This is a genomic window from Cupriavidus sp. (genome assembly GCF_057315035.1).
The window spans coordinates 126,057-138,758 of sequence record NZ_DBHKYV010000020.1 but is presented as its reverse complement, the minus strand read 5'-3'; the positions used below and the strand labels follow the sequence as shown (position 1 = coordinate 138,758).

Sequence of the window (12,702 nt, the reverse complement as noted above, 5' to 3'; positions counted from 1 at the left end):
CACGATGCTCCTTGCTCTCCTGCTTCCCTTCAAGACGGGTTCACCGGGCGCTTACCGATGGTCTGAGTTGATCCGCGGCATCTCCATGCGCAAGTCTTTTTCCAGCCGAATACCCTGGCCCAACGGGGGCGCCAAGAGTGGCGGGATGCCATGCATTTACATCCTGTGGCGCATTGTGGGCCGGTGCTCGTTGCGGTTTCCCCGGCGAGAAAATCTTCTGCTTCTTTGACTCTGATTGATGATAGTGTCGCAAGAGTCGACAGCCCGCAAATCGCTCCATCTCTCGCTTCAGCAAAAGGTGAGCGCCTCCGACGGTAAAAACGACGGTAGAGCGGCATGCCGGTCATGTCCATTCCCTTTCACCATGCGGGTTTGGGCGACCTGTTGATGATCGAGTGGAGTGATTTGAGTTCCTTCGGGGACTATCGTCGGCTATCGAAATGCTGTCTTAACGTGTTGATTTATAAAGAAATACGTCTCAGCAGTTATCGGTGGCTATCGCTGGCCAGCAGAACAGGTTGGCGGTGGAAGTGGCGGTAAGAACCGGAGGCCTGACTTAGACCCTCCCGTTTACTATCCAGACCAAAGCGGTCTTTGACGGTAAAAGTCTCCTCGGGAAAGCTTGTTTTATGCGGCTTTCCGGGCATCAGCAGGTCTCCTGACCCCTGACGGTAAAAGCCGTCATAAACAGGAGGAAAAAGCTCGATGCTTACCGACACCGCACTGCGTAACCTCAAGCCTAAGTCCAAGATTTACAAGGCTTTTGACCGCGACGGCATGTACGTGACGGTATCGCCCGCCGGTACCGTCACCTTCCGCTATGATTCCGTCTCAACGGTCGCCGTGAGACGCTGACCATCGGCCGCTACGGCCCGGCCGGCATTTCGCTGGCCCTGGCCCGCGAAAAGCTGATCGACGCCAAGAAGGCGCTCGCCCAAGGCAAGTCCCCGGCGCAGGAGAAGCAGCGCGAGAAGCGCCGGCTAACCGCCGCCAAGACCTTTGGCGACATAGCCGGGAAGTGGCTGGAGGGTGCCCGAATGGCCGACAGCACCAAGGCGATGCGCAAGCACATCGTCGATCGGGATGTCCTGCCGGTCTTCCAGAATCGCCAGCTCAACGAAATCACTGCCGATGACCTGCGTGCTCTTTGCAACAAGGTGAAAGCGCGCGGCGCGCCCGCGACTGCGGTACATGTCCGCGACATCGTGAAGCAGGTCTATGCCTTCGCCATCCTGCATGGCGAGAAGGTGGACAACCCGGCCGACGGCGTGGGCGCGGCATCGATCGCGATCTTTGTGCCGAAGGATCGTGCCTTGTCGCCGCAGGAGATCCGTCTGATGGCTCGGCAGATGGAATTGGTGGCGACCTATCCGACCATTCGGCTGGCGCTGCGAATGATCCTGCTGACGCTGGTGCGCAAGAGCGAGCTGATCCAGGCCACTTGGGATGAAGTCAACTTCGAGAACGCGACCTGGACGATCCCGAAGCAAAGAATGAAGGGGCGCAACCCGCATGTGGTCTATCTGTCGCGTCAGGCGCTCGACATCTTCGTGGCGTTGCATACCTGCGCGGCTGGCTCCAAATTCGTACTGCCGTCGCGCTACGATGCCGACCGTTGCATGTCTAACGCGACCTTGAATCGGGTCACGCAGACCATCGCCGAGCGGGCCAAGACCGCAGGTCTGCCGCTGGAAGCGTTCACCGTCCATGACCTGCGCCGTACCGGCTCGACACTGCTGAACGAAATCGGCTTCAATCGCGATTGGATTGAGAAGTGCCTGGCGCACGAGGACGGGCGTTCCTCGCGCTCGATTTACAACAAGGCAGAGTACGCGGAACAGCGGCGCCACATGCTGCAAGAGTGGGCCAACATGGTCGATGCCTGGATCGATGGGCAGAGTTACGTGCCGAAGCTATTGCCTGAGAATGACGTGGTGCTGGTGCTGAGTGCCACCTTGTGAGCAAAGGGTGGCATGGGGTCTTCCGGGTATCAAATGCCGCTCGGGTAGAGGTTTGCCATTCCAGAAAGAAGATCGTCATTAATGATCTTTTTTCTTTTAGCTAAAACCAACTCGGGGCTTGCAAAGGTTTATATCCGCTAGTGTTATTTGTTGTCGATGTTGTTTCGCACGGGACGATGCTTACGCTGCCGGACATCCGGGCCGACAGCTGTCTTGTCTCGTTCGGACTGAGACGCTTGCTTGCGTGCGTCGATCCAGGCCTCAACTTCCTCTAGATCCCAGGCAACACAGCGGGCGCTCAGGAGGAAGCGCCGCGGGAATTCGCCGCGCTGCTCCATTTCATAGATCGTGGTGTCGGCCAGTGGCACGATTTGGTGAAGCTCAGGTCGACGGATAGTGCGTCGAAAGGGAAGGGCGGCCCTTCCTGGAAACTGTGGCATATCAGCGTACCGCGCGCTTCCGGGATGAGGCAGCGCGAACGTGGCGTGTTCCTTGTCACTGCTCATAGTGGACCCCCGATAGCGTTTCACGACATATGCATGGTGGCTATCGCGGGCGAACGGCGCGACCTGCTGTGGCGAAGCTGGTCGTGGCACTCTTCTTGGAGACGGAGTACACGCGTGCGACTGCCGCACTTCACGGCTGGTACCGAGACGCTGCTCACGAAGAACAGCAAAGTCATCGTTGACCTCATCGATGCTAGAGAACTCCATCACTGCCACAACATCAAGCGCAGGGAGAATGGGCGGCTATTGATGCTGCCGGTGAACACGATATCGAGTCATGCTTGAAGAGCGGGGTAAATCTCTCGAACCCATTTGGGAATCTATGAGTCGATGCAAGTGATGTAACGCTATGGCACTTCTTGCACGCGGGCAAACTTGCTTCGCGTTCGCGCCTAGAAAGCAATGCGTTGCGCGGGAGCCAAGCACGGCAGAGGGCCGATATCGACTGTGCAACGGACTTTCGTCCACCCCGCTGACGACCTTTACGGAGCAACTTCAGAGCACCCGTTCGACGATGAGACCGGTCAGCGATCTAGCTTAGTCGTTATCGGCGGTTCAAGCTTCGAATGCAGTCGATGCGAATTTTCGTAGGACCGACATAAAGGAGGTGATGTTACGCACGATACGACAGAAGGGCGGTTCAATTGGATGCCCATGCTGATTACATACATCTATCGCCCCGTGTAATGCTTTAGACTATTCGCCGGGACCGGGACAGGTAGGCGCTTACAACCGGTCAGCTAACAGATCCGGGGAACGAAAAATGACAAAGAGATTCGACGGTGGCAATGCGCGAGGGTCGGTATGGCATCGATGGGATCCACACATCCATGTGCCTGGGACCGCTATGAACGACCAGTATGGCGGCACCGATCCGTGGGACGCATTTTTGAATGCCGCCGAAAACACAAAGCCGTTGCTGCGCGCGCTGGGCATTACCGATTACTTCGGTATCGAAGGTTATGTGATGGCGCTCAAATACAAGGAAGACGGACGTCTTCCAAACGTCGAATTCATCTTTCCCAACGTTGAACTCCGGCTCAGTATCGAGACTTCAAAGGCGTCCGCGATCAATCTACATTTGCTGTTTTGCCCCGACGATCTTGACCATGTCGACCGTATTCACCGGTTCTTGCGGGAGCTCCAGTTTTCGTACAAAGGCGAGATATACCGATGCGAGCGCACAGACCTGATCCGCCTCGGCCGCGCTCATAACCCCAAGATCGTTGACGATGGCGCAGCTCGCACAGAAGGCGCCAACCAGTTCAAGGTAACGCTCGCAGACCTCAAACGGGCCGTCGACAACTCAGAATGGGCCCGAAAAAACGTCCTTGTCGCTGTCGCTGGAGGCGAGAAGGACGGCACGTCCGGCTTACGGGACGATACCGCATCCTTCGCTGCGTTGCGAAAGGAACTCGAACGGTTCGCCAACATCATCTTCAGCGGCAATCCTAAGCAAGCGAGTTTTTGGCTTGGCAAAGAAGGCGTATCACTCGAGGAGCTGCAGCGGCAATACAACGGGCCGAAACCTTGCCTGCATGGCTCCGACGCTCACACCTCGAGCAAGGTCGGCGTGCCCGACATCAAGCGTATGTGCTGGATAAAAGGGGACCTTGGGTTCGAAACGTTAAAGCAGGTATGCATTGAGCCAGGCGAACGAGCATTTATCGGCGAGGAACCGCCGAGAGGGGCGCTGACCGGCGCGACAGTTGATTCGATTTCTGTATCCAACGCAAGCTGGTTGTCGAGAAGCAAGATCGAGCTCAATTCGGGCCTCGTCGCTATTATTGGAGCCAGAGGCTCGGGAAAAACAGCCTTAGCTGACATTATCGCGGCCGCCGGTCTCTCGCTGTCGCCAAGGTCCAACGATAAGTCGTTTCTATACCGAGCAAGAGCTTTCCTCGGCCCCAGCGAGGCTCGTTTGCATTGGACATCCGGTGAGCAGACTTACGCCGAGCTTGCACCCACTGACCCCGAAGAACCGCTGGACCACCCGCATGTGCAATACATGTCTCAGCAATTCGTGGATCAGCTATGCTCGGCCGATGGTCCAAACGATGAGCTTGTGCAAGAGATAGAACGCGTCATTTTTAATGCGCATCCTTATTCCGACAGGCTCGGCGCTGACACGTTTCAGGAGTTGCTAAGCATCAGGCTCGAAGCCTCGCATGACAAGCAAACCAGAAACAAGCAGGCCCTTGAAAAAGCATCAGCAGAACTCACAGAAGAGCGCGTAAGAAAGGATGGTCTCAAAGCATTGGAAAAGGACCGCGATGAGCGAAAGGCTGCAGTCGAGAAGGATAAGAAGGACCGGAGTTCACTGCTCGGCAAGGGGAACGAAGCGCGCGCCCTTCGCCTGGAACAGGTATCAGAAGCGGTCGATCGAAAGCGCCAGGACGTGGACCGGGCGAAGCGGAAGCTACGTGCCCTGCAGCTTTTGAAACAAGATGTCGTGGATTTCCGAACTCGTGAAGTGGCGGAACATCTTGAAGACCTTAAGCAACGAAGGGAAGAAACCGGGCTATCGATGCAGGATTGGGATCAATTCAAGCTCGACTTTGCCGGCGACGTCGACGCCCTCCTTGAAACCCGTCTTGCCGATGCGCGACGAGGTGTCGTCGCCGTGGAGGGAGTGCAGAAAACAGTAGACCCAGGGACCGCTCCGAACGTCCCACTGATCCATGACGCCGCCAACTTGGGCGACCAGACGCTTGCCTTGCTTGAGCGCGAATTCAACCGGTTGAAGAACCTCGTGGGGATCGACGTCCAGAACGCAAAGCGTTACACAAGTCTGTCCGAGAAGATCACCAAAGCCGACTCGGCGCTCAAAAAAATATTGCTGCAGATCGAGCGGGCCAAAGCGTCAGACACCAAGATAAAGGAGCTTGTCGAAGCCAGACGCACTGCGTACGCGCAGATCTTTGCCGGGATAGTCGAAGAAGAGGCCGAACTTGCGTTGTTGTATGCGCCGATCAAGGAAAGAATTGAGCAAGCCGGCGGATCGTTGTCGAAGTTGTCATTCTCGGTTAGACGCGCCGTTGACATTGGAAAATGGGCTGCCAGAGGTGAGAGCTTGCTCGATCTTCGCAAGACCGGCCCTTTCCGAGGGCGCGGCGAACTTCAAAAGCGAGCCACGGAAAAGCTGTTTAGCACTTGGTCGACAGGCAGCGCGGCCACCGCTGCCGGCGCTTTGCTCGAGTTCGTAAAAGCAAACGAAGCCGATCTCAGGGCCCATATTCCCGATGGCGACGCTTTCCGTAGTTGGGCACGGGACGTATCCGACTGGCTTTATAGCACCGAGCACATTTCTGTAGGCTACGGTCTTCAGTACGACGGTGTCGACATCGAGCAACTTTCGCCGGGTACACGCGGGATTGTGCTCCTGTTGCTGTACCTTGCCATCGATGCGGAGGATGATCGACCGCTCATCATTGACCAGCCTGAGGAGAATCTAGACCCGCAGTCGATTTTCCAAGAACTGGTCAACCGCTTCCGCGAGGCAAAGAAGCGCCGGCAGATCATCATCGTCACCCACAACGCCAACCTGGTTGTGAATACTGACGCGGAACAAGTCATTGTGGCGGACTGCGGACCGCACCGGCCGTCTCAGCTTCCAGAGATCTCATACGAAAGCGGCAGCTTGGAAAATCCGATTATCCGGAAACACGTTTGCGACATCCTCGAAGGCGGCGAACGGGCTTTCAAGGAACGGGCCAAACGGCTACGCGTCGCTATCTAGCAGGCAACGCCTGCGTGACGAAGGCGGGGCGCTCGGCACTCCGAAGCCTGTGGGTCGCCACCGGCACCGTTTCTGATCAGGGACGAGATACGCGGGCCACCCTGTATGTCTTGCCGCATTGCACGCAGTGGTAGCAGGAAGTGAGAAACAGCTACCAGGGCGACCCCGGTAGCTGTTCTCTGGCCTGGCGGCTAGATTGATGTTCCTCTCGAAGGCTCGGTCCCCGTGCTGCTCAGCCGGTCCAGATCTGCTGCGTTCTCATCATGATGGCGGGCGCGATATTATCTGGGCCTAACCCGCCAGAGGTGGCTGTCGGCTCTCCTCGGAGGCCATAGCGCTGCGGGATACGAGTTCGTCGTCGAAGGCGCCGACGCTCAAGCACCCCCAACGGAGCGATGACCATATGAGTTGTGAGATGAATGAATCGGAACTACGGCCTAGAGTGTTCGTCGCCGGCCTCATCCAGCCCGGCGATGTTGTCCTGACGACCACGCCCGAACTGATGAGCCGGGCGATCCGTAAGGTCATCGGCGCAGACATCTCTCATGCCATGATTTGTGTAGGTAAGTCGAGTGTGATCGATTCCACGGGCGACGGCGTTCACGCGCGCAACCTTGAGCGGATCATACTTGAGCCAGGCTGCGCTGGTCATGTGCTTCGACCGGTGAAGCCACTCACGACTGACCAATTGCACTCCGTCATCTCCTTCGCCAGAGCTGCGGTTGGTACTCGATACTCCGTGCCCGGGGCTGCCAAGAGTGTGTTGGCTGGTCTCGTAGCCGGCCGGAGGCAGTTCTGCTCGCGCTTGGTAGCGCAGGCCTATCGCAATGCTGGCGCGAACCTAGCATCGGATGCCGACTTCTGCCACCTTGGAGAGTTGCTGAAGAGCGAGGCGCTTGTTGAGGTGCCTGATGTGCTTAGGAATCTCAGTCCAGAAGAAGAGGCTGACTGGCGTGAGAATAATGACAACGTTCAGGCCATGCGGGACTCAACCAACGCCCTACTTCAGGAGGCCCGCAAGCTGTCCTCTGAGATCGAGTCGCTCAACGACATCGATGCCTACTTGGTGGAGCATCCCGAGGCAGACGCCCACCTTGTGCAAGCCCTGCGATCTTCCAGGTACCTGGAATTGTGGCGAGATGAATTCGAAAGAAATTCCTGGCAGTACCACGTCGCCTTGATGGAAGGGCACGATGGCTCGGCGCAACGCAAGAAGAGGTACTGCGAAGAGCTGCTGGCAGACGAGAAGTTGTGCCAGAACCGGTTTGTCCTGAACCGCGCGGGCTACGTGACCGTGAACAAGTTGCACCCTCGCCAATACTTCGCCCTGCAGGTAGAACTGTACGACCTTCTAGCGGGGTTTCATGCTCGCCGCATTAAGGCGGCAACTGCATGGCTTGAGCGCAAGGGACTACTTGAGCCCGCGCCTCCTCGGCTGCTCCGTCCGCACACACCTGAGTGGTTTGCTTCGCTGCGCGAATGGGATCCCACGCAGGCCGCGATGACTGAAGTGGCCATTGGGCAAGCGGGAAGTCTGGATGTCTGCAGTATCTGTGCAGATGATCCGACCCGTGACTACGCGTTGGTGAATATGCCGGCGGCTGGACCAGGGACGCTTCGGCTCTGCGACGACTGTTTACACATCCGTTCCGCCGACGAACCAATGAAGCTTTTCTAGCCCGCGCATTCCTTCGGCAGCCACCGGCTACATTGGCAGGCTGATGCTGTGCCCCGCTCAGCTCGTGCGACTTCGACGGGTGCCGTATGGCTGAAATTGCTCGCCGAGCCGACGCTCTGTGGTTGAGTGCGATTGTCTGCTCCTGGCCCGGTCTCGGCGTCGGTCTATCTGCGCAAAGGCTTGGCGACGCCAGCGTCTCTGAATGACTCTAAAGGGGCCATTGGGAACTCTGCCCAATAGTCGATGGGCCCGCTCACAGTGGGCGATTCAGTCTCAATCCATGCCGAGAAGGTACGATATGTATTTCGTGCGTCGCCGGACCTATGTCCGCCCCCAACCCCGGCTATTTATCGGTCGGCGTGGCCTTACTACAGGAACTGGAAATTTTGCTTCGACAATGAACTACAAAAAATTCAGCAATCTTCCCGGAATCGAGTTGAGGATTCTTTCCGCGATCGGCATGCTTTCTGAGCAAAGACTCGCTTTTAAGATTGACAATTCCCCCAACTATAATATCTCATATTATGACCGCCACAAAAGTGAAACCTATTTCTTTTCTGATTCTCACCCTTTTCCTTATAATTTGGAGTTTGTCATCAACATTGATAAGAGCGAGGAAACGATCATTGGCGATGGCGAACTGGAAGAGCTTCGGGAGGAATTGGAAATCGATGGCGATATTGGCGATGGTGAGGAAATTCTTTCCGAGGTCATTGCTAAAAATGGAGGCATCGACTTTTCCGTCGATCGCATTAATGACTTTGAGTTGCACGGCATAGAACAACCAGTTATAGATAACACGGCGAAGACGATCACCTTTGTAGGTGGGTACAAGGCCGGCTACTCCGGTATTCAGCCAGATGATTGGAGCGTCTACGTGGTATGCGATGTTTTGGGACTAAGTGCGTCGGCCGTGGAAAACTATACGCATCTTGGAATCCTCGCAGAAGGTCTTGCAATGATGCTTAGGAAGGACTACAAAATCGCGTAATTTATGTATTATTGTGCGATAGAGTCTTTCATCAACTACAAAATCCAGTCCGAGTCAGATGAGAAGCGACTGTCTGAAAAACTGAGAGATCTCGTCGCCACGACTTTTCCCAACATCGATCTAGCAAAACACTCGATCTACACGTCGATTATCAAAGAATTTGATCAACTCACTGGTTTGAGAAATATGATTGCACATGGAGCAACAACTATTTCTCTATCTAAACAGGAAAGCTGTTTGCATCTAATTCTCGTTTTGACTCTTATTGCATGCGTTGAGAAAGCTGAAGCCGACTTTTCTTCGCTTGCTGCAGTATTGCCGGAACGTGATCTGTCACTCAGTTCTGCCAGGTTTTGGTCATCTTGGAAAGACGATGAATGAAACACTCTGGTGCGCCAGAGGACAGGACTAACGATGTCAACGCGAGTAGGCGGCACATGCAGTCATTGCTTGATGATTCGCTTCTTGCCTATCGGGAGAAGAAATGAGTCGAAAACAGCCCACTTGCTCTAGGATTTTGAGGCTACCGTTCTGCGGGCTTCGCGGTAGCACTAACGGCCGCTCATGGCCGGCGCCGGCCCTGTTCGTAAGGTTGCCAGCGGACCGCTGTTCGACCTACTTCGGTCAGAGCCAGCCACGGCGCCTCCGGGAAGCAACCGACCCAGAGCTGACTTTCGTCGAGCCCAAAGCGGACGTTCAACATGCGGTTGTACTCGAAGCTCAGTCCAGATGGCGGAAATCCAGATCGACAAGCACTGAGCGAAGCTTTTCCACATCGTTCTTCAGGAATTGCTTTAGTAGGAAGAAGAAGTTGGAATCGAGGGATCGAATGTACAACTCTACACTCAGGAAATTGGGCCAATCCTCAAGAGGACAACTCCAGCCCAAGACTTGCAATCCATGAACTTGCCTCCGATACTGCTCTCCCATATGAAAGCTCATCGATTGCGCAATATTTTCAGGATAAAATATCAACATTTGGTCAGAGATATATTGACCTCCATACTGCGGGAATCGCCATTTGAATTCATCAGACGTGATTGAGTACTGAATGGCATGAGCCAAGATTTGGCGATTTCCTATGTAGCTACGATCCTTAAGTTGGCTGTAGAGATTTGTGATTTCCACAAGAGCTAGCGGATATTCATCGCAATTCTGTCCATTGAGGAACGAGTTCAGAAAGGTTTTTGCTGAAGAAGGGGGGTGTCCAATGATAACCTCAAGATTCCGGAGCAAGCCGTCAGCCTTCCTCGTATCGTCGTATGAAAGTGCCCGAACGATTGACGGAAGCTGACGGCGAGTAAAATCTTCTAGGCTTTCAATGAGGTTGCGTTGTCTGTCGTCAATTTCGTCTAGCCTCAAGTTACGTTCAACAATAGCAAGCAAATCGTCCAAGTCCCACACAGTTAGGGAATGCAAGCTCCTCTTCAGTATTTGGATATCGCTGTTATGTTGCAACTTTCGAGACAAAATTAAAATAATGAGAAAGTCGTATTTGTCTCGAAGATCATGTGAGTAGAACGATTCTATGGTTGCTCTGATTTTGTCAATCGTATTTTCTGCTGTGACTTGAATCGCAATCCTTCGATTTTTGTCGCCAAGATCGATGGCCGGATAGTTTTTATACTCTGTCACGTTGAGGTTCACTAATTCCCAGCCCTGCAATCGATTGAGGAAGCCAGCAAAGAAGTCCTCAGCATCGGTTGCAATGTCATACTTTCCTCGCCTTGTGTTCGACGTAATTACATAGCGAAGAACTGACAGCCTCACAATAATTTCTTGAAATGCCTCTGCCGTTGCAAACATTGCATGCTTCCCTGATTATTGGATGAAAATCCGGCCTCTCTAGGTCAGACTGCTGCCGCTTCCACGACGCTGCGGCAGCCTGGACGCTTGGCTCAAAGGTACATTTCGGCAGCTTCTGTAAAAAATTTACCGCAATATATGGCAATCATACTCGGCACTGTTGCATGAGGGCGGCATTGTGCCTACTCAATGATTGCTTGTCTCTGTGAGGTTTTTATTCCTAACGGCTGCTTCCCGCAAAGATCTCCAAGGTCCGCTAGTGGCCGAACCTTAGAGAACACAGGAAACCACTACGATACGGGCCAAAGGATGCAGCGAGTTGCCTGAGACATAAGGCGAAGCAGGTAGTCGCCATTGAGCGGCGGATTTGGGGTGTACACCGTGCGTCCGAACGTCCTAGTAAAGGAGCGACCGAACGACGCTTCATGGCCGGCAAGCGACCGCCGGCCGGCTCCCTTAACTACAGTTCGGTCTGCTCTGCCATTTCAAGGGCGTCGTCCATTTCGATATAAAGATAGCGCACAGTGCTTTCAAGCTTGGTATGGCAAGAATCGGTTGAACTGCACGCAGGTTTGATTGAACAGCGAGGCCTTGGTACGCCGGATCGATTACGTTCCGTAGGCTGAGTCGTCCAGACCGATGGAGGCGACCCACTGGTAAACGTTTGACGTGAGTTGGAGCCGGGTTCGTATTGCCCATACTTCGTTCGACTTGAGCGGAGGCCTCTAGCCCGTCAGCCATCCCTTTGTTCCATGGAATCCGGCACGTCGGGTGGAGTAGGGTGGTTTCCAACATGGTCTCCTTTCGGGTGAAGGGAAACCAAGTCTGCGCCTTCTCTTGCCAGGAGATTACCGACCTTCCTGTCGTCGAAGCGATCAACGGCGTGCCGGTCGCGTCGTCGGCGTCTCTATCATGTTGACGATCATCACTCGGTCCGGACACTGACTTTTGTCAGAAGCCCCGCGAGATGGCTAGTGCCAGGGCAGGTTCGGAGAAATTTCACTTTCGTGAAACTACAATTGCCCAGGCTTGAAGCTGGTTTGCCATGATTGAAGGGAGGCTGTCAGGCGTTCCTGTTACCCCACCGAAGCTTCGAGGCCCGGTACCGAGCGGTCGCGGAGCACGAACCGACATGACTGCGCGCCTCACACTGCTGGAGGTCGTATTCAAGGCCATTGCTCATTACATCGCGGGCGAGGGCTGTTAGGGCGAGGCCAAGGCATTCACGCAGCCCGGCCGGTGATCCGCTCCACGAGGCGCTGGGAATTCCGCGTAAGCCTGTTTCAATTCCACTTATTGAGGTGGCTCCGCGTAAGCAAGCACAAATTCAGCCGATTCGACGTTTCCCTTCCAGTCTGCTTTCCGCCAGCGCTTTGACGTCATTGCGGTCCGCTTTCGAAAGACACCCCCACGTAAGCACCAGCTCAGCAAGGTCGTCGTCTTCGCAATAGAAGTATGCAGCCGGCAACCGAAGAGTTTTCGCGAGCCGCACAGCAATCTCGAACGCCGGTTCGTGGACGCCGGTCTCGTACCGACTGATGCGGGCGCTGGCCGCGTGCTCATCGATTCCAATCTGAACGCCGAGGCGATCTTGAGGAACGTCAGCCCTCCGCCGTGCTTGCCGCAGGCGACGACCAAACAGGGTGACCGGTTCTTTCGTTCGCATGCTGCGAATATCGTAGAAATCCCTTGTCGCATCTCTACGAAATTCGTAGAATAAAAAACGAGCATCACCAAGTTGTTCTTTCGTTTGCGCTTTGCTGGTCCCCCTATATGCGGCGGGTTCAAGGCTTTATGGGGTGCCGACAGCAACCTAAACCACCCCACGGATTTCGTTATGCGCGTTTGACACTGAACGTGCCCGCGCTACGAGCGCGACAAACTGTATTGGCCTGTTTCGACATGAAGCGAACCGTGCCAGGAGAAAGTGACCATGATCCAGTTCCTCATCAACGCGGAGGGGTAGTCCAATATCGAATGTTTGGGGCATTGCAGACGAAAGCTAGTGTGCGATCCATACA

Annotated in this window: 7 protein-coding genes and 2 pseudogenes; 5 read left to right on the top strand and 4 right to left on the bottom strand. The window is 54.8% G+C overall.

The window, feature by feature from the left end; translation table 11 throughout:
- Positions 1 to 705 precede the first annotated feature (705 nt).
- Positions 706 to 1,961: pseudogene (locus tag ACO550_RS22785) on the top strand (tyrosine-type recombinase/integrase).
- A gap of 143 nt (positions 1,962 to 2,104) precedes the next feature.
- Here the strand turns inward: ACO550_RS22785 and ACO550_RS22780 are convergent.
- Complete coding sequence (locus tag ACO550_RS22780; RefSeq protein ID WP_315594110.1) at positions 2,105 to 2,467, bottom strand: helix-turn-helix transcriptional regulator; 363 nt, start codon at positions 2,465 to 2,467, stop codon at positions 2,105 to 2,107.
- Positions 2,468 to 2,581: 114 nt separating this feature from the next.
- Between ACO550_RS22780 and ACO550_RS22775 the strand changes: the two genes are divergently transcribed.
- From ACO550_RS22775 to ACO550_RS22760, 4 genes are all read left to right on the top strand, one after another.
- Complete coding sequence (locus ACO550_RS22775) at positions 2,582 to 2,752, top strand: hypothetical protein (protein ID WP_315594111.1); 171 nt, start codon at positions 2,582 to 2,584, stop codon at positions 2,750 to 2,752.
- A gap of 478 nt (positions 2,753 to 3,230) precedes the next feature.
- Complete coding sequence (locus tag ACO550_RS22770; RefSeq protein WP_485994960.1) at positions 3,231 to 6,206, top strand: TrlF family AAA-like ATPase; 2,976 nt, start codon at positions 3,231 to 3,233, stop codon at positions 6,204 to 6,206.
- A 415-nt stretch (positions 6,207 to 6,621) separates the two neighbouring features.
- The gene (locus ACO550_RS22765) at positions 6,622 to 7,884 is read left to right on the top strand and encodes a YiiX/YebB-like N1pC/P60 family cysteine hydrolase (protein WP_315594113.1); all 1,263 of its coding nucleotides are present in this window, start codon (positions 6,622 to 6,624) and stop codon (positions 7,882 to 7,884) included.
- A gap of 298 nt (positions 7,885 to 8,182) precedes the next feature.
- Positions 8,183 to 8,875, top strand: a complete 693-nt coding sequence (locus ACO550_RS22760) for a hypothetical protein (protein WP_315594114.1) — start codon at positions 8,183 to 8,185, stop codon at positions 8,873 to 8,875.
- A 720-nt stretch (positions 8,876 to 9,595) separates the two neighbouring features.
- On the opposite strand, the gene ACO550_RS22755 is transcribed toward ACO550_RS22760, so the two are convergent.
- From ACO550_RS22755 to ACO550_RS22745, 3 genes and pseudogenes are all read right to left on the bottom strand, one after another.
- The gene (locus ACO550_RS22755; protein ID WP_315594115.1) at positions 9,596 to 10,681 is read right to left on the bottom strand and encodes an SMEK domain-containing protein; all 1,086 of its coding nucleotides are present in this window, start codon (positions 10,679 to 10,681) and stop codon (positions 9,596 to 9,598) included.
- Between the two features lie 460 nt (positions 10,682 to 11,141).
- A pseudogene (locus tag ACO550_RS22750) lies at positions 11,142 to 11,343 on the bottom strand (site-specific integrase); the annotation flags it as partial.
- A 665-nt stretch (positions 11,344 to 12,008) separates the two neighbouring features.
- Complete coding sequence (locus ACO550_RS22745) at positions 12,009 to 12,347, bottom strand: helix-turn-helix domain-containing protein (RefSeq protein WP_315594116.1); 339 nt, start codon at positions 12,345 to 12,347, stop codon at positions 12,009 to 12,011.
- Between the last annotated feature and the right edge of the window lie 355 nt (positions 12,348 to 12,702).